General features: G+C 70.0%; 22 protein-coding genes and 1 tRNA gene. 11 read left to right on the top strand and 12 right to left on the bottom strand.

The genetic code is table 11. The annotated features are described in order from the left end of the window. Positions 1-22 precede the first annotated feature (22 nt). Together AB0I81_RS20815 and AB0I81_RS20810 are read left to right on the top strand one after the other, a co-directional pair. The gene (locus tag AB0I81_RS20815; RefSeq protein WP_360658895.1) at positions 23-1,234 is read left to right on the top strand and encodes a VWA-like domain-containing protein; all 1,212 of its coding nucleotides are present in this window, start codon (positions 23-25) and stop codon (positions 1,232-1,234) included. Then, on the top strand, positions 1,231-2,037 hold the full coding sequence (locus tag AB0I81_RS20810) for a hypothetical protein (RefSeq protein ID WP_360658893.1): 807 nt from the start codon (positions 1,231-1,233) through the stop codon (positions 2,035-2,037). The genes AB0I81_RS20815 and AB0I81_RS20810 overlap by 4 nt, the downstream gene beginning before the upstream one ends. Positions 2,038-2,111: 74 nt before the next feature. On the opposite strand, the gene AB0I81_RS20805 is transcribed toward AB0I81_RS20810, so the two are convergent. After that, the gene (locus tag AB0I81_RS20805; RefSeq protein ID WP_360658891.1) at positions 2,112-2,348 is read right to left on the bottom strand and encodes a hypothetical protein; all 237 of its coding nucleotides are present in this window, start codon (positions 2,346-2,348) and stop codon (positions 2,112-2,114) included. Further along, complete coding sequence (locus tag AB0I81_RS20800; RefSeq protein ID WP_360658889.1) at positions 2,345-2,572, bottom strand: DUF6158 family protein; 228 nt, start codon at positions 2,570-2,572, stop codon at positions 2,345-2,347. Before AB0I81_RS20800 ends, AB0I81_RS20805 begins: the two co-directional genes overlap by 4 nt. Positions 2,573-2,668: 96 nt before the next feature. On the opposite strand from AB0I81_RS20800, the gene AB0I81_RS20795 reads away from it, so the two are divergent. The 3 genes from AB0I81_RS20795 to AB0I81_RS20785 all read left to right on the top strand — a co-directional run bounded on the left by AB0I81_RS20795 (position 2,669) and on the right by AB0I81_RS20785 (position 5,569). Continuing rightward, positions 2,669-3,601 (top strand): LysR family transcriptional regulator, encoded by a 933-nt coding sequence (locus AB0I81_RS20795; protein WP_360658887.1) that lies wholly within the window; start codon positions 2,669-2,671, stop codon positions 3,599-3,601. Positions 3,602-3,686: 85 nt separating this feature from the next. Continuing rightward, entirely contained in the window at positions 3,687-5,135 is a 1,449-nt protein-coding gene (locus AB0I81_RS20790; protein ID WP_360658886.1) for a S1 family peptidase, read from the top strand. Between the two features lie 360 nt (positions 5,136-5,495). Next, a tRNA-Ile gene (locus AB0I81_RS20785) sits at positions 5,496-5,569 on the top strand. A gap of 435 nt (positions 5,570-6,004) precedes the next feature. Here the strand turns inward: AB0I81_RS20785 and AB0I81_RS20780 are convergent. After that, entirely contained in the window at positions 6,005-7,582 is a 1,578-nt protein-coding gene (locus AB0I81_RS20780) for a tyrosine-type recombinase/integrase (protein ID WP_360658884.1), read from the bottom strand. Between the two features lie 853 nt (positions 7,583-8,435). Between AB0I81_RS20780 and AB0I81_RS20775 the strand changes: the two genes are divergently transcribed. After that, complete coding sequence (locus tag AB0I81_RS20775; protein ID WP_360658882.1) at positions 8,436-8,525, top strand: winged helix-turn-helix domain-containing protein; 90 nt, start codon at positions 8,436-8,438, stop codon at positions 8,523-8,525. Positions 8,526-8,848: 323 nt separating this feature from the next. Beyond that, a complete protein-coding gene (locus tag AB0I81_RS20770; protein WP_360658880.1) occupies positions 8,849-9,070 on the top strand; it encodes a hypothetical protein in 222 nt (73 codons plus the stop codon). Positions 9,071-9,074: 4 nt separating this feature from the next. On the opposite strand, the gene AB0I81_RS20765 is transcribed toward AB0I81_RS20770, so the two are convergent. Genes AB0I81_RS20765 through AB0I81_RS20745 form a run of 5 tightly spaced genes read right to left on the bottom strand, consistent with a single transcriptional unit; the run spans position 9,075 to position 13,169 of the window. Beyond that, entirely contained in the window at positions 9,075-10,163 is a 1,089-nt protein-coding gene (locus AB0I81_RS20765) for an MFS transporter (protein WP_360658878.1), read from the bottom strand. Positions 10,164-10,185: 22 nt separating this feature from the next. Beyond that, positions 10,186-11,088, bottom strand: coding sequence for a hypothetical protein (locus tag AB0I81_RS20760; protein ID WP_360658876.1), 903 nt, complete (start codon positions 11,086-11,088; stop codon positions 10,186-10,188). 10 nt (positions 11,089-11,098) lie between these two features. Then, positions 11,099-11,809 (bottom strand): ABC transporter ATP-binding protein, encoded by a 711-nt coding sequence (locus AB0I81_RS20755; RefSeq protein WP_360658874.1) that lies wholly within the window; start codon positions 11,807-11,809, stop codon positions 11,099-11,101. Beyond that, entirely contained in the window at positions 11,806-12,642 is an 837-nt protein-coding gene (locus AB0I81_RS20750; RefSeq protein ID WP_360658872.1) for an ABC transporter permease, read from the bottom strand. The genes AB0I81_RS20755 and AB0I81_RS20750 overlap by 4 nt, the downstream gene beginning before the upstream one ends. Next, a complete protein-coding gene (locus AB0I81_RS20745; RefSeq protein ID WP_360658870.1) occupies positions 12,639-13,169 on the bottom strand; it encodes a hypothetical protein in 531 nt (176 codons plus the stop codon). Before AB0I81_RS20745 ends, AB0I81_RS20750 begins: the two co-directional genes overlap by 4 nt. Before the next feature lie 125 nt (positions 13,170-13,294). Between AB0I81_RS20745 and AB0I81_RS20740 the strand changes: the two genes are divergently transcribed. Continuing rightward, positions 13,295-13,672 carry a hypothetical protein gene (locus AB0I81_RS20740; protein ID WP_360658868.1) on the top strand — a complete coding sequence of 126 codons (378 nt, stop codon included), beginning with the start codon at positions 13,295-13,297 and terminating at the stop codon, positions 13,670-13,672. Here the strand turns inward: AB0I81_RS20740 and AB0I81_RS20735 are convergent. Together AB0I81_RS20735 and AB0I81_RS20730 are read right to left on the bottom strand one after the other, a co-directional pair. Beyond that, the gene (locus AB0I81_RS20735) at positions 13,645-14,508 is read right to left on the bottom strand and encodes a hypothetical protein (RefSeq protein ID WP_360658866.1); all 864 of its coding nucleotides are present in this window, start codon (positions 14,506-14,508) and stop codon (positions 13,645-13,647) included. The two genes, AB0I81_RS20740 and AB0I81_RS20735, sit on opposite strands and share 28 nt — an antisense overlap. Before the next feature lie 108 nt (positions 14,509-14,616). Beyond that, positions 14,617-15,924 carry an LLM class flavin-dependent oxidoreductase gene (locus tag AB0I81_RS20730; protein ID WP_360658864.1) on the bottom strand — a complete coding sequence of 436 codons (1,308 nt, stop codon included), beginning with the start codon at positions 15,922-15,924 and terminating at the stop codon, positions 14,617-14,619. Here AB0I81_RS20730 and AB0I81_RS20725 point away from each other — a divergent pair. Next, positions 15,862-16,338, top strand: a complete 477-nt coding sequence (locus AB0I81_RS20725) for a phosphotransferase (protein WP_360658862.1) — start codon at positions 15,862-15,864, stop codon at positions 16,336-16,338. The genes AB0I81_RS20730 and AB0I81_RS20725 overlap by 63 nt on opposite strands. Before the next feature lie 178 nt (positions 16,339-16,516). Here the strand turns inward: AB0I81_RS20725 and AB0I81_RS20720 are convergent, their stop codons facing one another. Beyond that, positions 16,517-17,098, bottom strand: a complete 582-nt coding sequence (locus AB0I81_RS20720) for a TetR/AcrR family transcriptional regulator (protein WP_360658860.1) — start codon at positions 17,096-17,098, stop codon at positions 16,517-16,519. 93 nt (positions 17,099-17,191) lie between these two features. Here AB0I81_RS20720 and AB0I81_RS20715 point away from each other — a divergent pair, with 93 nt between their 5' ends. Beyond that, the gene (locus AB0I81_RS20715) at positions 17,192-18,100 is read left to right on the top strand and encodes a zinc-binding dehydrogenase (protein WP_360658858.1); all 909 of its coding nucleotides are present in this window, start codon (positions 17,192-17,194) and stop codon (positions 18,098-18,100) included. A gap of 323 nt (positions 18,101-18,423) precedes the next feature. Then, the gene (locus tag AB0I81_RS20710; protein ID WP_360658856.1) at positions 18,424-18,759 is read left to right on the top strand and encodes a hypothetical protein; all 336 of its coding nucleotides are present in this window, start codon (positions 18,424-18,426) and stop codon (positions 18,757-18,759) included. Positions 18,760-18,845: 86 nt separating this feature from the next. Here AB0I81_RS20710 and AB0I81_RS20705 read toward each other — a convergent pair whose 3' ends face one another. Next, complete coding sequence (locus AB0I81_RS20705; protein ID WP_360658854.1) at positions 18,846-20,327, bottom strand: aldehyde dehydrogenase family protein; 1,482 nt, start codon at positions 20,325-20,327, stop codon at positions 18,846-18,848. Positions 20,328-20,342 lie beyond the last annotated feature (15 nt).

Genomic DNA, 20,342 nt, shown 5'->3' with positions numbered 1-20,342 from the left:
TGCGCGCCGCCGGGCTGATGCCATGAACGATCCTGCGCGCCGCCGGGCTGATGCCATGAACGCGGCCGAGGAGAACTTCGCGGGCGCACGACTGTGGGCCGCGACGCGGGCGCCGTACCTCACCTCGGCCCTGTTCGCCCTGACCGCCCTCATCCACGAGGACGCCCCGCCCCGCCCGTCCGCCGACGAACACTGGAACGTGCACCTGAACCCGGAGGCCACCGCCGCCGCCCCCGTCCCCGAGCTCGGCTGGTGGTTGCTGCACCACGTGAGCCACCTGCTACGCGACCACCACGCCCGCGCCAGGCCGTACGCACCTCACGTCGGCGAGCCGCCGCCGGACAGCGCGCACACGGACGTCGAGCGCTGGGTCCGCGCCGCCGACGCCGAGGTGAACGACGACCTTGATGACGCCCCCGCCGACGCGATCTCCCCCGAGACTTTGGGCCTGCCGGACGGCCTGCTCGCCGAACGGTACGCCGCCCTGCTCGACCTCATCGACCCCCCACCCCACCTGCGGCCCTGCGCCCGCCCCCCGTTCACCGGCCCCGCCGCGACGACCGAACTGGAGCGCGAACTGCTGGCCCGCGCCGTCGCCGCCGACATCCAGGCCAGAGGTACGGCCCCCGGCGGCTGGCAACGCTGGGCGCAGTCCGCACTGCACCCCGAGGTGAACTGGCGGGCCAGGCTCGCGCGGCTGGTCAGAAGGGGTCTGTCGCGGGCCGCCGGCCGGGTGGACTACAGCTACAGCCGCCCGTCCAGGCGGTCCGCCGCCGCGCCGTCCATCGTCCTGCCCGCCCTCATCCGCCCGCTTCCCCGCGTCACCGTCCTGGTCGACACCTCGGGCAGCATCGGCCGTACCGCACTCGACCAGGCCCTGAGCGAGCTGGACGGCGTGCTGCGGGCCGCCGGGAGCCGCTGGGCGGAGGTGATCTGCTGCGACACGCGGGCGTACCCGGCCCAGCGGGTACGGTCGGCGGCCCACGTCGAGCTGGTGGGCGGCGGCGGCACGGACCTGCGGCCCGGCTTCACGGCGGCCCAGGCCACCGGCGCCGACCTGCTGGTGGTCCTGACCGACGGCGACACACCCTGGCCGGACCGGCGGCCCCGCCCGTACGTGGTGGTCTGCCTGTTCGGCGACGACCACGACGCGCCCGGCTGGGCGAGCACGGTGCGCCTATTCGAGGACGGTCATGACGCACCGGATCGGGCGGGCACGGTGCGCCAGCCATGACGGGATGGGATGATTCGGGCCTCACCCAGGGCGAGATACGACGCTGGCGGTCGGCCGGGTTCACCCCGGAGCAGGCGGCGGCCTGGCGCGAGGCAGGCGTGCCGGCCCCCGCCGACGCCCGCCTCTGGATCACCGCCGGGGCCACCCCGTCCACGGTGATCGCCTGGCAGCGGGCCGGCATGACACCGCGCGAGGCGGTGCGCTGGCACGAACTCGGCGTGGCCCCGCACGACGCGGCCCACAGGCACCTGGCCGGCGAACACCCGCACCGCGTCTCATGGCTGACCCGCCTGACCGGCGAGCACCCGCACCACGTCCCATGGCTGACCCGCCTGACCGGCGAGCACCCGCACCACGTCCCATGGCTGACCCGCCTGACCGGCGAGCACCGGCGCCGCCTCCCGCGACCTGCCCGCCCGACCCTCTCGCGTTCCGAGGGCGAGCCCGGATCCCGGGTGGCGGAGACGTTGCGGTGGCTGCTGCGGGCAGGGGTGCCCGCCGGCGTGGCCCGTACCTACGCCGATGCCGGGTGGGACGGCGCCGGCGCCGAGCCATGGGCGCGGCGGCGGGTGGATCAGGGGGACGCCAGGGTTTTCCTGGCCCTCGGGTTCACCGCTGGGGAGGCGGCGCGCACCGGGCTGCCCGCCGTGGAGCTCATGGCCGCCTGGTGGGGCGCGGTGCCCCTGGGAGAGGTGGCGGCCTGGTGCGCGGCCGGGTTCACACCCGGGGAGGCGTCCGACCGACGGGCCGAGGGCATCACGGCGGAACAGGCAGCCGTCCTCCGAGCGCTGTCAGACCCCTGACACTATCCGCGCCCTGTCAGACCCCTGACACCCTCCGCGCCCTGTCAGATGCCGGGCGTCAGGACCTTTGGCCCCTAACGCTCGACCTCGAACGTGTGCGGACCGAGCCCGTACCCATCGCCGAGCGGCACCACGTACCCCTGCTCCACCAGCCTGGACAGGCTGACCCGCAGCTCTTCCTCGCTCAGCCCCGAAGCCCGCACCAGACCCTCGATCCCGGCGCCGCCCGACTCGACGGTCTGGGAGGCCACGGCCTCGTACACGTGGATGTCCACGTCCGACATGGCCTGCACATCGTGATGATCGGTCATGACCGCTGCCTCGCCCCCTCCCTCAGCCGGAGAGGATCGACCTCACGGTCGGGGTAGCGGCGCAGGTACTCGGCCTCGAGCTCGCCCGTCCTGGAGGTGTGCCGCTCCAGAGCGTCGTCCGACCCGTGGAAAAAAGTATCGCTCCGGGTGGTGTGCAGATGGCGCAGCTCGCGTACCAGATCATCGTCGCTGAGCTGGGCGGCGTCTATTCCCATCGTCGTCATGAGCTCCCCCTACCCCAGGAACCCCCGAACAATATCTGTCACAATTCCTGACATTTAGGCATTGTTTGTAAGAGATCGTCGCCTTACCTTCCCGTTATGGACCTCGAGCTCAGGCACCTCAGGATCGTCCGTGCGGTCGCGGACGCGGGAAGTGTGAGCAAGGCCGCGTCCCTGCTCGGGCTGGCACAACCGGCCCTGACCGCACAGCTCAAACGCATCGAGAGGGTGCTCGGTGGCGCCCTCTTCGAGCGTGACCGCCACGGCGCCAGGCCCACCCGCCTCGGCGAACTCGTGCTCGCCAGGGCACGGGTACTCCTCCCCGCAGCCAAAGAACTGCAGGATGAGGCCGTACGTTTCGCTCACGCCCCCTCCCCCGGCTTCCGCATCGGCGCCACCAACGGGCCGATACTCGGCGGCCTGGTCGACCGGCTCGCCGCGGAGCGCACGGTCAGCACGTACACGTCGTGGTCGACCCACGAGCTGACCAGCATGGTCGAGCTCGGCCGCCTCGACTACGTGCTGACCGGCGCCTGCGGCGACTCCGGCACCCCCACCGGCACGCTCGTCTGGGAGACGATCAGCCTCGACCCCGTCTTCTGCCTGGTCGGAGATGATCATCCGGTCGCCAAGGAGAAGGAGGTGGAGCTGGCCGACCTGGCCACGGAACAGTGGGCGGTGACGCCGGGCGACGGCTGTTTCGCGGACTGCTTCGCGATGGCGTGCGCGCGGGCCGGGTTCACGCCCGGCACGATCTACGAGACCGACGTACCGACCTGCACCCACCTCGCGCAGGTCGGCCGGGCCGTCGTGCTCTGCCAGGCCACTCACCAGTCGGCCCAGGGCCTGGTCATGGTGCCACTCGTCGGAGCGCCGCTGCGCTGGCGGCAACTCCTCGGCCGCCACCCGACCGCCCCCGACGCCGCCTGGGTGGTGGGGCAGGCCAAACAGGCCCACATGGAGGCCGTACGCCGCTGTCCCGTCTACTACGACTGGCTGGTGCGAAACCCGGGTTATGGCACCGCTCCATAACACGGTGATAGGGGCAAAGTAGTACTCCTCCCGCGCGAGGGCCGCCGTTACCGTGACGGCACCCCCCAGCAGCGAGGAGATGCACATGCTCCGAACCCCGGCGCTGATCGCGATCGCGATCGGCGCGTTACTCGTGACGGCCACCCCGGCCGTCGCCAAACCGCCTTCAAGCGTGCCTCCTGGCGTGGTCGACGCCCTGCAGCGCGACCTCGGCATCACGAAGGATCAGGCGCTCGGCCGTCTGGCCAACGAGGCGCGCGGCAACGCCGCCGCACCGGCGCTGAGCAAGAGGCTCGGCGACCGCTATGCCGGAACCTGGTACGAGGGCGCGCGCAGCACGCTCGTCGTGGCCAGCGTCAACGCCGCCGACACGGGCGCGATCACCGCCACCGGCGCACAAGCCCGCATAGTCCCGCGCTCGCTGGCCCAGCTCACCACGGTCAAGGAGGGCCTCGACCGGACCGCCCCACCGTCCTCGGTACACAGCTGGGCCGTCTCGCCGCGGGACAACTCCGTCGTCGTGCTCACCAGCGACGAGAAGTCGGCCCGCGCCTGGGTCGCCACCAGCGGCATGGACGCCTCCGCCGTGAAGTACGAGGCTTCGGCCGAACGCCCGCGCCTGCTCTACGAGATCCGGGGCGGGGACGCGTACTACACCTCGGAGGGCTACCGCTGCTCGATCGGCTTCGCGGCCAGGCGCGGCACCCAACTCGGCTTCACCACCGCCGGCCACTGCGGCGCCAACGGCATCACCACGACCGGCTTCAACCGCGTCGCCCAGGGCACGGTGCAGATCTCCTCGTTCCCCGGCAACGACTACGCCTGGGTGGCCGTGAACTCCAACTGGACGGCACCCGGCGTGGTGAACGGCTACAGCGCCGGCATCCTGCCCGTCCGCGGCTCGACCGCCACCCAGCCCCAGGGCTCGATCTGCCGCTCGGGCTCCACCACCCAATGGCACTGCGGCACCGTCCAGGCACTCAACTCCACCGTCAACTACCCGGAGGGCACGGTCTCGGGCCTGACGCGTACCAACGTGTGCGCGGAAGGCGGCGACTCGGGCGGCTCGTTCATCTCGGGCGACCAGGCCCAGGGCATGACCTCGGGCGGCTCGGGCAACTGCACGTCCGGCGGCACCACGTACTTCCAGCCCATCGGCGAAATCCTCTCCGCAGGCGGCCTGACCCTCGTCACGGCCGGCGGCACCGACCCTCCACCAACCGGCTGCCAGGGCTACGAGGAGACCTACACCGGCTCCCTCACCTCAAACCAGAGCCAGTACCAGCCAAACGGCTCCTACTACCAGGCGACGGTCTCGGGCAACCACGCGGTATGCCTGGACGGGCCCAGCGGCGTGGACTTCGACGTGTACCTGCAGAGGTGGAACGGCTCGTCCTGGTCCGTAGTGGCCAGCGGCGACAGCCCCAACCCTGACGAGACCATCAGTTACAACGGTTCGGCGGGGTACTACCGCTACCGCGTGCACGCCTACAGCGGATCCGGTTCATACACACTGGGCCTGAACCGCCCATAACCCCTCTTCTTCCTTCCCCCTAAACAAAACCAGGGCGGCGAGTGCGGGCCCCCACCCACCCACCCATACTCGCCGCCACACCTACAACCCGCGCCAACACCATCCCCGACCGCCTTTCCCTCCCTTCCCCCGAAGAACACCCCAGCCTTGATCCCCTTGGATTCCTGCCTACACCCGCGCCCGAGGCCGAATATGATCGACCAGGTCTCCAACAACCCCGTCAGGCATGGAATGATGTCGGCGGAGACCTGTCTTCTCCTTCGGCCGGGCACCATGACGGGGTCCCATGCTCTACCCTTAGCTTGCGCGGGCTCAGCATGATCCTTTCGCCGCCTGCCACACGTCGCACAACTTCATCCAGGGGCGGTAGCTCAGCCGGTCAGAGCATCGGACTCATAATCCGTGGGTCGTGGGTTCAAGTCCCACCCGCCCTACTCACCAATACCGCGTCCGACCTGGGGTTTCTTGGGTTCCGCCGGCCTTGAATCTCGTTGTTGATCATGGTTGGTTGCTCGGTGGTTGCTCTTGTGTATGGACCGTGTACGGCGGTAGATCATTTAGAACGTCATCGTCAGTTCAGACCCCAGCGACGACCATCAGAAGATCAAGCCAGAAGACATGCGCGGCACCGCCGGTCAGCAATGGCCTGATACACAGTCAGGTCTTGTCCAAGTCGGCTCATCTCGTCCACCAGGCGTTCCAGACCAGCAGATAAAAGATCCGCTGCTTCTCGCGGGCACTCTCCCGGCCCGTTCCAACCCAGCATCGAGTGGCTGCGGGACCTGTGCTCCAGCCCTTGAGGGCAAGCAGGCAGGCCCGCCGGAGGATCGGCGGGCCTGCCTAAATTTGAGGGTTCAGGTGGTGGTGCCTCAGGTGTGGGTCGGCAGGGTGATCAGCCGGGCTGTCTGGGCGCTGCTGGCCGCGGTGTTGACGAGGGCGGCGGTGGATTCCGCGGCGGCGCGGGCCACCTCCGGATAGACGCTGGTGTAGGTGTCGCGGGTGAAGGTGGAAGACACGTGACCGAGCGTCTCCTGCACGACCTTCAGATCGACCCCGGCAGCGAGCATCAGCGAGGCAGCCCCATGGCGGAGATCGTGCAGCCGCACCGGCGGCAGCCCCACCTGGAAGGCCAGTTGGTAGAACTGGTCGCTGACCTGCTGGGGATGCAGCGGACGGCCGATCTCGTCGGTGAAGACGAAACCGCTGTTCGTCCAGGCCTCGCCCGCGGCCAGCCGTTCGGCGGCTTGGCGCTTGCGGTGCACGCGCAGCGCGGTGACGGTGTCCTCGTCCAGGGCGATGGTGCGGTCGCTGGCCTCGGTCTTGGGCTTGCCCTGCACCGGCTCCCAACCGAGCTGGGTGATCTGCCAGTGCACGCCTGCGGTCCCGGCGCTCAGGTCGACGTCCTTCCAGCGTAGTCCGACCGCTTCTCCCCGGCGTAGCCCGCGCAGGGCGATCAGCCGATAGAGCGCGGACAGCCGGTGGGTGGCCGCTTGGGCGAGGAAGGTGTAGGTGTGCGCGGGCGTCCACACCATCACCGGCGATGGTCGCGGCACGGACGCGTACACGTTGATCGTGGCGGCGCGGCTGAGCGAGGCCTCGCGCCGCCGCTCCTCCACTGCCAGTCGGTCATGCAGGTCGCGGTTCCAGGCGGCGACCCGCTCGTCGGTCCATACCAGTGCCTTGGGGCGGTCGGCGTCGGGGAGTTCGACGACCGCGGCGGGGTTGAAGTCGATCAGCCGGTCCTGTTTGATCGCGATGTTGAGGGCGTGCCTCAGGGTGGCGCGGATGCGGTGCATGGTGGCCGGGCCTACTGGCCGCCGGTAGCGGACCGAGGCCACGCGGGCCGGGTCGCCGCTGGCGCGTTCGGTGGCGATGACGTCGTTGAACTCCTCGATCGCATCGAACATGCCCCCAACATCCGATACCCGCAGACGATCCAACCGGATGTCACCCAGATACGGAATGAAGTACAGGCGGATGTGCGCCTCATACGAGCGGCGGGTGGTGACATCGATCTTCCGCTTGCGCCGCAGGAACTCTTGCATCCATTCGGCGACCGTGACGGTGGGGTTGAGATCCTGACGGGTACGGACCTTACGCCGCACCTCCTCCACCGGCGGCAACGCCTTGGCATCCTTGAGCATGGACAACATCAGCTCGGCGATCTTCCGCTGGACGTGCGGGTCCTCATCCAATGCCAGCAGGGCGCGGGCGTGCTCCAGTTCGACCTCGACCTCTTCTAGTGTGGCGAAGCCGCGGCGGCGCAGCGGGTTGCGGCGCCGCCCGTCGGCGTGCGCGGGCAGCTCCAGCTGGTAGGCCCACCGGCCGTGAGTGCTGCTCCACCGCTCCCCGCCGCCCGGACGGCGCAGCTTCGCACACGCCTTGCCCAGTTTCTTGCCGGTCGCCTCGTCCTTGCAGGAACACGTCTTGAAGGTGGTTCCGTTCATCGTCGCTGTCGCGCCTTCCCTCTTGTTCGCTGACCTCGCGTCGCCGGTTCGCCCGACGTCGCACTTTCGTGCGGCGATCCCCATCCCCGCACTCCCCGTGGGGCGCCGTCGGTGCGGTACGGGATCGCGTACCCGGCCCATCACCGTGCGGGTCGCCGTCCGGTAGCCCCGGGGTGGGGATTGCCGTGCCCCGGGCCGGAGGGCGGCCCCGGCCAGCCAGCACAGGCCTGTTGCGGGGCCGTAGCGGGGATGTTTCGGGGCCACCGGTTGGCCCGGGGCGGTCGGTATCGACGCCCACCTTCACCGCCCGTGTCAAGCGATATCCGCTGGTCACATTGCCCCGGCGCACGTTCCGGCCGAGCCCGGGCCGGCCAACTGCATACCTCGGCCGGAGAGCCGGCCTCACACAGACGACCTCCCGCTGATCGCATGGCGACCGCCTCAGCCGGCGTGGACCGCAGCATCGAGATCGGCGAAGCGGCTGGACCGTACCGTTACCATCGGATCCCCCAATCCGGCGGACGAACTCATCCCTGTCACTTATTGAAATACCGGCCAGAAGAGCCGAGTTAGGACAGCGCGATAGGTCAGGTTTTGGTCAAAGCATCGGCACCGGCAGGGCACAGCCCGAGCAACCAACAGCGGCACACGGCATCAAATCCATGACATTCACATATAAAGCGCCGCCAGCGCTTCATTCATGAACGTCCGGATTCGACACATTTGCGCTGACAGTTATGGACACTGTGCGACAGAAAACAGCACGTCTTGACATACAGGAACAAGGCTGCGGACTTCAATCCGTAGGTTGCCGGGTTCGAGCCCGGGGCGCCCTACTACTCCGACCTGCAGGTTGGGCAAGCTGCTGCATCGCCACGGCTGGTCGGTGCAGGTGCCGCCCCGGCCCGCCCTGGAGCGGGACGAGCAGGCCATCGCGCTGTAGAAGGCCGAGGTGTGGCCAGCGGCAAACCACCGCGGCGGACCTGGGTGCCTACCTCTGCAAGGACATTTTTCTACCTGGAGGTCGAGATGGCCGAGCGGCTTTCGGTCGATCCCGTCGTGACCGGGCTCGGCGGCATCCCACTCTCGATTGTCCGTGGCCATGCAAAAGTGGGTCGGGCCCACTTTCTGGAAAGTGGCCAGACCCACACGCACGTGTCGTTGACATCGATACTGCCACCGAACTTCAAGTCCCAGCCCTCAGCTGGACGTCATTTGTCACAACCACGGCCGTTTTCCCTGCCCGCAGTTCGTTACGGTGCCCGTTTGCACGCTCCCCGCACGGGGCACATGGCGGCCTGGCGCGCCGCCGCGCCACTGGAGTCGGGCCCGGCACGCTACGCGGTCGATCCGGCCGACCAGTACCGGCGCCCGTATGAGGGCACGGACAACGCCCGGACGGCCATGGAGGCGTACCTCGCGTGGGAGTTCGGTCTGGTCGGGCAACCCGAGCGGGACGGCCCCCACCACTTCCGGGTGCTCATGTAAGCCGTCAGCCACGCCGATTTGAAAGAAGGAGGGCCAGGGCGAGAGCGGCCAGCGGGGCGAGGGCGGTGGCGGCGAAGCCGGGTTGTGGCGCGGCTTCGTACAAGGGGACCCACAGGACGGGCGCGAGCGCACCGCCGAAGAACTGCGCGGACAGGGCGAGTGACGCGGCGCCGCCACGGTTGCCGGGGGCGCTGGTGGCGGCGAGCGCGTTGACCGCCGAACGGATCGCCGTCACGGCCACTCCGACCGTGGCCACCCCCGCGACCAGCAGCGCCACCGACGGGCCGAGCGCCGCCAGGAGCAGCCCGCAGATCAGGGCGCCGTTGGCGAGCACGGCCAGGCGGTGCGGGCCGAGCCGGTCGAGCCCGCGTCCGCAGGCGGGCGCCAGGAGCAGCCCGGCCACCCCGAACGCCGCCCCGGCCACTCCCCTGCCGGCCGGTCCCAGGCCGAACGCGTCCTCAGCCCGCAGCGTGGCCAGGACGGTGAGCCCCACCGCGCCCAGGTAGCACAGGAACGACAGGGCGCACGCGCCGGCCAGCCGGGGGTTGGCCAGCGCCCGCCACGACGGCCGCCCTGATGCCTGGCGCGGCGGTACGGCGGCGAGCGCCTTGACCAGCAGCAGGGCGGCGAGCGCGGGGAACAGGAAGGCCGCCCGCCAGTCGAGTGTCGTGGACACGCCGCTGACCAGCGGGCTCAGCGCCTGCCCCGCCGCCTGGGCCCCGGCGAACAGCCCCATGGCCCGTCCGAGCCGCTCCCTCGGAACCGCCTCGGTGATGGCCGCGACCAGCAGGGGCGTGGTGAACGCGTTCGTGGCCCCCTGCAACGCGCGGGCCGCCAGGAACGCCTCCGCGTTCGGGGCCAGGGCGCACAGCCCGCAGGCCACGACGGAGACCAGCAGGGAGATCCGCATCGTGGCGCCCCTGCCCCACCGCTCCGCGAGCGTCCCGGACACGAGCATGAGCGCCGCGAACGGCAGCATGTACGCGGTGACCGCGCCGGCGACGACCTCCGGCGTGCTCTCCAGCCCGTACGCGACCTCGTGCACGATGGGCGTGACCATCGTGCTGCAGTACGGCCCGAGCGCCCCGGCCACGTACAGCGGCCACAGGCGCAGGTCAGACCCCGATCGGCAGGTTGCTGACCAGGCCGTCGAAGGTCGAGTCGTCCTTGATCAGGCCCCAGCTCACCATCCAGTCGTAGGTGCGGCGGAACTGCTCCTCGGGGTAGGGGGCGGGGTCGATGAACCGCAGCCGCCCGCGCGGGAAGTCCTCGGGAGCGGGCTTGCCGATCTCGTCCGGCACCTCGCCGATGAGGTGGTGCAGGTAGGGGCGGGGGTCTTCGTTCAGCTTGCGCACGGCCTTGGTCACGGCCCTGTTCAGCGCCTGGAACGTCTCCTCGTCCACGTCAGGACCGGCGATCTCCGAGCCGATGTAGTACGCCTCGGCCAGCACCTGGTATCCCTGCTTCTCCGCGACGGTGATCCACGGCTCCATCAGGGCCGCGGCGACCACCTCGCCGTCACGCAGCGCCTCGAACCGCCGCTGCGGCCCGCCGGCGTGCACGACCTTGATCTCCTCGCGCGGCAGGAAGCCTTCCAGCGCCTGCAGGGCCAGGTAGTGGGAGCCGTGGTGGAAGTTCACCGCGACCGGCTTGCCTGCCAGGTCCTGGGGGTGCACCTCCGGGGCGCCCGGCCTGGTGACGATGGCCTGACTGCCGACCGCCGAGCGCTTGCCGACCACCCGGCCACCGACCTGCGAGTCGTGCGAGCGCCGGATCTGTCCCCATTCGCAGGCCCGGTAGAGGTTGGCGCCGCCGGTCTCGAAGTTGGACCTGGTGGTGCCGAACGAGCTCACCAGCTCGTGGTCGTCGAGGTAGGAGACGCCGCGCTCGCCGTACCCCTTGGCCACGAATTCCACCTCCAGGCCCTCCTCCGCGTAGTAGCCCTCGTCCTTGGCGACGAGCTGCGGCAGGGAGAACACCAGGGACATGAGCTCCATCGTGATCTTCTTCTCAGCCATGACCTTTCCTCTATTCGTTGATCAGATCGGTGACGATGCGCCGCTGTAGCTCGAACAGCTCCGGGTCCTCGGGGCTGCGCGGCCGCGGCAGGTCGATGTGGTATTCGGCGCTCACCCGCGCGGGGCGGCCGGACAGGACGACGACGCGGTCGGACAGGAACGCCGCCTCGGCGGGACTGTGGGTGACCAGCAGGCCCGCCCGGGGCGCCCGGGACCACAGGTCCTGCAGCAGCAGCCGCAGCCGCCGCGCGGTCAGCTCATCCAGCGCGCTGAACGGCTCGTCGAGCAGCACGACTTCGGGCTCGATGGCGAACGCCCTGGCCACGGCCACCCTCTGCCGCTGCCCGCCGGACAGCCTGGAGGGGTGTTCGTCGGCGTAGTCGGCCAGGCCGACCGCCTCCAGCGCGGGCAGGGCGTCGCCGGGTGACAGTCCGGCGGCCTTCAGCGCCAGCTCGACGTTGCCGCGCACGCCCACCCAGTCGAGCAGGCGCGGCTGCTGGAAGACGACGCCGAGCCGGCCTCCTTCCGCGCCCGAGCGCACGTGGCCGGAGTCGGGCGGCTCCAGGCCCGCGACGATGTTCAGCAGTGTCGTCTTGCCGGTGCCGGACGCTCCGACCAGGGCGACCAGCTCGCCCGGCGCGACGCTCAGCGAGAAGTCGTCGAGGATCGGGCGGCCGGGGAAGATCTTGGACACGCCTTCGAGCGTGATGCCGGTGCTCATATGTGGGCCTCCTTGCGCCAGCGGCTCGCCCGGCGTTCGAGCCCCTGCAGCACGCCGTACTCCAGGACCGCCATGACCAGCGCGAACATCGCCGTCCATGCGAGCACGCCGGCGACGTTCTGGGCGGCGAACTCGTTGTTGATCTCGTACCCGACGCCGCTGGACATGCCGAAGATCTCCACCAGGACGATCACCTTCCAGGCGAGCGACAGCCCGAGCCTGGCCCCGGCGAACAGCGCGGGCGCCAGCGACGGCAGCCACAGGTAGCGCAGCCGGTACGAGGCCGGGAACCGGTAGACATGGGCCATCTCCAGCAGGTGGGCGTCGATCGCTCGGGTGCCCTGATAGATGCTGAGCGACAGCGCGGGCGCGGCCGACAGGGCGATGGCGAGCACCGGGTTGAGCAGGTCCACGCCGAACCAGATCACGCACAGCAGCGCCCAGACCAGGCCCGGCACGGTGAGGCCGACGAGCACGCCGGGTTCGAAGAAGCGGCGGGCCAGCGGGCTGCGGCCCATGGCGATGCCCACCGCGGCCCCGAGCACGAACGCCAGGGCGAAGCCGAGGGCGACGCGCAGCAGGGTGATGCCGAGGGCCGCGTAGAAGCCCGGCGACAGCGCGAGCTCCACGACCCGCGCCCCGATCTCGGGCACCGAGGGGACCAGCACGCTGTCCAGGGCCGTCGCCATGACCTGCCAGCCGCCGGCCAGCAGCACCACGAAGGCCGCGGCTGCCGCGATCCCGCGCCACCCCTGCCCGGCCCCGGCCCGCTGGGAAGGGGCCGCGCGCAACTCCCGGTGCGGCGCCGGCCGCGTCTCGGTGGGGGCGGTCATCGGCCGGCCGCCAGGTCCAGCCAGACGTTCTTGGCCGGAGCCTTGGCGAGGATCCCGAACTCGACCGCCTTGTCGATCTGCAGCTTCAGGTTCGAGAACGTCGCCTGGTCCCACTCCGTCGGATAGACGGCCGCCATCCGCTCGGGCAGCAGCGCGATCGCCTTCTTCTCGGTGGCGGCGAACCCATAGGCCGCGTGGTACTCGGCGAGCAGCGCGGGCCGCGCCTTGATGCGCTCGTGCACGTCCCTGCGCAGCTGGGCCAGCCGGACGGCCAGATCGCGGTTGCCGTCCAGCCAGGACCGCAGCGCTCCCTGCCCGTTGAGCACCAGCGGCGCCGACTCGCCGCTGCCCTGGCGCCACTGCTCGTCCACGGTCGCGATCTGCCGGGCGCCCTGGCCGACCAGGCGGGTGGCGTTGGGCTCGATGGTGAGAATCGCCTCCACGTCGCCGCGTTCGAACAGGGCCACCCCGTTGAGCACCGCGCCCTGGTGCACCTGATACTCCTCGTCGAAGCGGATCCCGTTCACGGCGGCGGCGAGCTGGGCCGAGCGGTAGGCGTCGGAGTTCTTCGGCGGGGTCGCGATGGCCTTGCCGCGCAGGTCGGCGGGGGCTGCGATAAGGGCTGTTCTCGGCGACCAGCCAGCGCACGTGGTTGCCCAGCCCCGGGCTGAACAGCACGACGTCCGCCCCCGCGCCCGCCGACACCGCCGCTCCCAGCGGGCCGAAGCTGGAGACGTTCAGCGCGCCGGACAACAGCTTGTTCTGTACGTCGCCGGGGCCGCTGCCCGCCACGTACCGCAGCTGGAGCCCTTTGACCAGGCCGAGCTTCTCGCTGATGGGCCGCAGCACCGCGCTGGCCGTACCCTTCTCCGAGTCCTGCACCCTGGCCTGCGCGGCGTCGTCCCCGCACGCGGCCAGCAACGACGCCGCTCCGGCGCCCGCCAGGACGCGCAGCACCGCACGGCGGTCCAACACATGCACTTCTTCCTCCAGGTACGGGTCTCAGCGAGTGGGCAGCAGCGACCGGTAGCCGCTGGCGCCCGAGGTCAGGCCCCACGCCTTCATCCAGGCGTAGCTCTCGGTGAACCGTTTCTCGTTGTACGGCTCCGCGTGCGTGTAGCGGATGTGGTCGCGGCCGAGCCGATCCGGCGCGAGCGCGCCCTGGGTCTCGGCGACGATGATCTCGGCGAGCTCGGGCCAGGGGGCGGCGTTGATGACGTCCACGGCGGCGTTGACCGCGCTGATGTAGTCCTCGCGGCGCTCGGCGTCGAGGCCGGGGGCGATGATCTGGGCGCCGCGGTAGAAGTAGGCGCCGAGCAGGTGGCCGCCGCGGGCCAGGGCGAGAGACAGGAACGGCTCCATGAGCATCGCCGCGGGCACCCGCCCTTCGCTGACCGCGGTCAGCCGCACCTCGGGGGCGCCGATGTGCCGTAGCACGATCTCCTGACGCGGCAACGTGCCTTCGAGCAGGTGCAGGGCGGTGTAGTGGGAGCCGGTGAACTCGTTGACGCCCACCTCGACGCCGCCGAGGTCGTGCGGCTCGTTCAGGCGGGGGTCGAAGCTGACCAGCCCTTGTGCCACCACGGCCGGTCGCAGGTAGGCGATGCTGCCCTGCTTGCGGTTGCGTTCCAGGCGGTCGATGCCGCCCCATTCGCACAGGTTGAACACGTCGGCCTGGTCCGCGGCGAACAGGGCTTCCTTGCGGCGGGCGAACGGGTCACGCGCCGTGGAGTCGTACGCGATATCCGGTCCGTGCGCTGCGAAACGGACGGAGAGACCGGCCCGGTCGAACAGGCCGTCCCGGATGGCCACGATCTCCGGCAGGTCGAACACGCCGTGGTTCGGCGAGATCACGATCTCCGGCACGCCGACTCCCCCTATCACCTACCAAACATGTAGGAAAAAGGTAGTTTGCGCTCACGGGTGCTGTCAACTGCTCGTTTGCGCGATGTGCAAGCGACTTTCAAAAACGAGCTAGCCGAGCAGCAGGGAAAGGGGCAGCTCCTGAAGGGCTCCGGCGGCGGTGACGACCGCCCGCGCGACCTCTTCCAGGCGGTCGTCGCCGATGCGCGCCTGGGGCCCGCGTACCTCCACCGCGACGGTGACCGCCGAGCCTGAGGTGATCAGCGGCGCCGCCACCGACCGCAGGCCGGGCTGGTCCGGCGGGTCGTGGACGGCGTAGCCGCGGAACTGGACCGTGAGCAGTTCACCGTACTCGCCCGAGCCCTCCGGCAGTGGCGCGCCGAAGGCCAGGATGGCCAGGCCCAGGGCCGAGGCCCTCAGCTGCTCGCGCTGCCCGGGCGCGGCGTGGTAGCGGAACGCGGCGGGCGAGGGCACCGTGAGCCCGACCGTCACGTCCTGCCCGTCCCGCACCCCGACGCTCGCGGTCTCCCCCGTGTGCTCCACCAGGGTCCGCAGCACCTCGACCGCCTCCGGCAGCCCGGCCGCCACCAGCGACCTCCTGCCCAGGCGCAACAGGACGGGACCGGGCAGGAACCGCTCGGTGACCGGGTCACGGCACAGCAGCCCTTGCGAGCACAACGTCCGCAACAGGCGGTGCACGGTGCTGATGTTGAGCGCCGTGCCGGCGGCCAGTTCCGTCAGGCTGAGCCCTTCCGGCGCGTCGACCACCTGCGTCAGCAGCCGTCCCGCGCGGGCCACCGACTGCACCTCGCCGCCACGCTCACTGCGGCTCTCAGCCTTCACCAGATTCCTCGCCCTAGCGCCGATGCCAATGGGACACGACCTAGCATGCCCCCACCCACCGGTTCGCCGCTCGCGCACATCGGTGACCGCACCGGGAGGAACGCCGCCTCGCGCAGCCACCGGTTGACCGTTGACCAGGCCGCCGCCGAGCCCCCGCAGGAGCCGCAGCAGCTCGTACGCCTCCGCGAGCCGGTCCCACTGCTCCTCCTGCCGGGCGCCGAAAAGCTTGAGCGACGGCTCGTCGTTGCCCTTGCCGATGATCATCTCTAGGCGGCCATCGCTGAGGTGGTCGAGCATGGCGTAGTCCTCGGCGACCCGTACCGGATCGTTGAGCGACAGCACGGTGACCGTGGTGAACAGCCGGATGGTCTCCGTCCTCGCGGCGATGTGCGACAGCAGCACCGCGGGCGAGGAGGACAGGAAGGCGGGGTTGCGCCTCTCCCCCACGCCGAAACCGTCATAGCCGGTGCGCTCAGCCCACACCGCGAGGTCCACGGTGGCACGCAGGCGCTCGTGCTCACCCCGCGACGACAACGCGGGATCGTTCGACAACAATGTGCTCGCCAGGAATTTCACGCCCGGCCGTCTTCCTGCTTCGCCAGGGGGGCCCTGCGATTCGTACTCCGGGTCAGCCAGACCCAGTCCGCCGCGCAGGCCTGCGCCGAGCATCGAATCCTACGGCGGCTACGGCCGGCCGGACATCCCTTCCAGGTGCCTGAACCAGTCGCCGCTCCCAGCGGCGACACAGCGATCGAGACCGCGGCCGGGCCCGCCACCGTCTGCCGGTGGATCTCCGGCGTGCAGCCCGACCTCACGAGCCCGACGGCACTTGAGCGCTTCGGCCGGGCAGCCGGGCTGCTCGGCGAGGCGATGCTGGGCTTGCCACCAGAAGACGGGCTGGGCGACCGGCGCGGCAATCCTCTGGCGCACCCCGCCGTGCCGCACGTCGGCGCCCTTTGCCGTCAGCTGCAGACGCCCCCGCATTCCTGACCCTGGCCGAAGGCGGCCAGCAACTCGTCCACGAGGGAGTCCTCGCCCGAGGTGTTCGCGAGTGGTGTGAGCTGAGGTCGGCCTTGCCTGGAGATCGTTTCCCTGGACGATGTGATCGCTCCCCCCTGTGCTGCGGGGAATGGCTCTCACGGCTGAGCAAACAGCTGGGACCTTGATATCAAGTGGTTGCGTGGCCTGGTTCCGGCACCAGCGTCGTGGCGAGGTCGTGCACTACCGCGCGCAGGCGAGTGCTGCCGCCGTGAGCGGTGATCTGCCGGACGAGGTCACCGTCGAACGAGCCGAGCAGCACGTGGGCGAGGTACTCGGTGTCGGTATCGGGGCGCAGTTGCCCGAGAAGGCCGGTGAGATGATCGTGCCAACGCCGGTAAGTCGGGTCGTCGTACTTGTCGGACGCGCAAGCCTGCTCATGGGCGGCGATCAGCGCGATGTTCCGCGCGGCGAGCGCAGCTAGTTCGTCGAGGAAGGCGAGAAGCCGAGTGCGGGGCGGCGCACCGCGGCCCAGCGGCGCCGGGACGCCGTCGACTGCCTCCCGGATGCGCGCGGCGCGTTCGGCGAGCAACTCCTGGAACAGGCCGGTGCGGCTGCCGAAACGACGGAAGATGGTGCCCTTGCCCACGCCGGCCGCCGCGGCGACCGCGTCCAGTGACACATGCTCGGGCCCGTGCACCGCCAGGAGTTCCTCAGTGGCCCGCAGGATCGCCTGGCGGTTGCGGGCGGCGTCCGCGCGTACGCCCGGCATCGATACCTCCCGTTCCCAATCGGACTGTCAGTCCGTATAGTATCGCGGCGATGAACCGGACTGCCAGTCCGCTTATGTTTTGGAGGTTGTGCTGTGCAAGCATTGATTGCCGCTCCCGAAGGTCCGCATGGATTCCGGTTCGCCGAGGTCCCGGAGCCGGTGCCGGGGCCCGGCCAGGTGCTGGTGGAGGTCCGGCACGCATCGATCAACCACGGCGAAGTCCGCCACATCGGCTTCCAGCCGGTCGGCGGTGTGCTGGGCTACGACGCGGCCGGGTACGTCGTCCAAGCGGCCGGGGACGGTACCGGGCCGGGCGTCGGGGAGCGCGTTGTCGCGTTCGGTGCCGGCGCCTGGGCACGGCGGGCCGCGTTCGATGCCGGCAGTGTCGCCGTCGTGCCCCCGTCGCTGGACCTGGCCGAAGCCGCCGCGCTGCCGCTCGTCGGTATCACCGCGCTGCGGACGCTGCGCGCCGCCGGATCGGTGCTCGGTCGGCGGGTGCTGATCACCGGCGCGTCCGGCGGTGTCGGACGGATGGCGGTGCAACTGGCCCGGCTCGGCGGCGCGCATGTCATCGCCTCGGTCGGATCCCCCGAGCGCGGGGATGGCCTGCGTGAACTAGGCGCGAACGAGATCGTGGTCGGGCTCGACGACATCAACGCCCCCGTCGACGTGGTGCTGGACAGCGTGGGCGGCGGGCACCTGGTCACCGCCTGGAGCCTGCTGCGCCCCGGCGGGAGCCTGCAGAGCATCGGCTGGGCATCCGACGAACCCGCAACGTTCCCGCTCAACTCGATCTTCGCTCTCGGCGCGGCCAAGACCCTGCAGTCGTTCGGCGACGCGTCCCACCCCGGCCCCGATCTGGCCGTCCTCACCGACCTGGCCGCGCGCGGCACCATCATCGCCCAGATCGGCTGGCGCGGGCCTTGGACGGATCTCCCGGATGCCATGACGGCACTCCTCAGTCGGCGCGTCATGGGAAAGGCCGTCCTGAACATCGATTGATTCTTCCCCGCCCGCCGGGCCGATCGACATGAACGAGGACGAGACCGCCGACTGGCACAGGATCCTCGCATGCCTGGAGGTCGCCGCCGCCACTTCCGTCGCACCGTGAACCTCATCGGCTGACCTGGGGCTCTATAGCCGCCCGCTACCCAACCCGCATCAGAACGGCCAGCGGCGTCAGCCCAAGCCCCAACGGCTCGCCAACGCCACTGGCCGTTCGGTTGCTGCTCAAGGGCTATTTGTCAAATTCAGCCACACCACCGCGTACGGCCCAATCTGGGGAGATCGGCGAGGACGGTGTCGGGACGCGTGGGATCGATGGGATGCCACAGCCGCTATGGCTCCTCCCGCCCGCGCAGCAGGTCAAGAGCCTGCCAGCAGGCGCGGGTCTTACCGGTGGAGGACCCGTCGACCAGCGCCGCGATGCCGCTGGCATCCCCAGCGGCACGTTCGCGTGCTGGCCGGTCCGCCTCGAAGTGTGCGGCGTCACGGTCAACTGGGCCACGCTCGCCATCCTGACCCTGCTGGAAGATGTGCTCGTCCTCACCAAGTCGGACGGGGTGCCGGGACACCTCTCGCTGCCGGCCGGAACGCGGGTGAGCGGCCATCCAGTGCTGGAGCGGGATGCTCTGCGGCCGCCTTCGCCCTGTCCTGGCTGATCCGCGAGACTCGCTGCGTTCCGGCACCTCCGACACCGGCGAGCCTGCCCTCGTCCGTCAGGAGTGAGCCTGGCGTGCCTTGGGGTTCAGTACGGGAAACGGCGCCGACCGTGATTGACGGAGATCCATTTCTGGGTGGTGAACTCGTGCAGGCTCCAGTCGCCGTTGAGGCGGCCCAGGCCGGAATGCTTCTCTCCGCCGAATGCGACGATCGCCTCATCGTTGATCGTCGTGTCGTTGATGTGGACCATGCCGGTCTCAATGCGCCTGGCGATGTCCACGCCTCGGTCGATGTCGCGCGTGTGGACCGCGCCGGACAGCCCGAACCGGGTGTCGTTGGCCAGATTCACCGCCTCGTCCTCGTCAGCGAACGGGACGACGCAGACCACCGGGCCGAACAGCTCTTCCTGCATCACCGGGTTGTCCGGCGTGAGGTCCACCAGCACCGTCGGCGCGAAGAGCGTGCCGTTCACCGGGCCTCGCAGCGCCGGCCGGGCACCCTGGCCGATGCCGCGCTCGACGAGCGCGTTCAAGGTGTCCGCCTGTCTCTGATTGATCAACGGGCCGATGATGGTGTCCGGTGCGCTGGGGTCGCCGACCGGCAGTGACCTGACCTTCTCCAGAAATCTGTCGAGGAAATCCTGGTAGAGGTCCCGATGGACCAGAATGCGATTGGCGGACATGCAGATCTGACCCTGGTGGGTGAAGCGGCTGAAGACGGCCGCCTCCACCGCCAGGTCCAGGTCGGCGTCGGCCAGGACGATCAGCGCGCTGTTCCCGCCCAGTTCCAGGATCGCCCTCTTGAAGTTGCGCGCCGACACCTCGGCCACGTGCCTGCCGACCACGGCCGAGCCGGTGAAGGAGATCACCCGGGGTATCGGATGTTCGACGAACGCGTCGCCGATCGCCGGGATCTCCGTCACGACCACGTTCAGCAGACCCTTCGGCACACCCGCGGATTCGAAGATCTGCGCGATGAGCGTGCCTCCGACGATCGGCGTGTCCTCGTGCGGCTTGAGGACCACGCCGTTGCCCGCGCCGATCGCCGGCGCGACCGACTTCATCCCGAGCCCGAAGGGAAAGTTGAACGGGCTGATGACACCGACCACGCCCACCGGCTCGCGATAAAGGCGATTCTCCTTGTCATCGATCGGCGACGGCAGGATTCGCCCCTCCATGCGCAGGGGGAACGTGGCCGCTTCCTTCAGGATGTCGATGGCCAGGCCGATCTCGACAGCGGCCTTGAGCCTCGTGCCGCCCAGCTCAGCGCCGATCATCGAGGTGATGGTCTCGATGTTCTCCTGTACGTACGCGATCGCCTTCTCGAAGACGGCGCGCTTGCCGTACGCGTTGACCTGCACCCATTCTCGCTGGGCAGCGGCGGCGGCGCGATAGGCGGCGTCGATGTCGCCGGTGTCCGCGACCGCGAACTCGCCGATCGCCGACCCGTCGTAAGGGTTGCGGTCGATGAGCACCTTGTCTCCCGAGCCGGGTCGCCATTCCCCGCCGATGAAGCAGTGCCGGCGACGGTTCGTGGCGGAGCTCTCCGGGTCGATATCGGCAGCCATGGCATCCTCAGATCA

Origin of the sequence: Nonomuraea sp. NPDC050404 (genome assembly GCF_040655495.1) — a bacterium.
Classification (GTDB): Bacteria; Actinomycetota; Actinomycetes; order Streptosporangiales; family Streptosporangiaceae; genus Nonomuraea.
The sequence above is the reverse complement of the archived record's forward strand: the minus strand, read 5'-3'. Positions and strand labels throughout refer to the sequence as shown.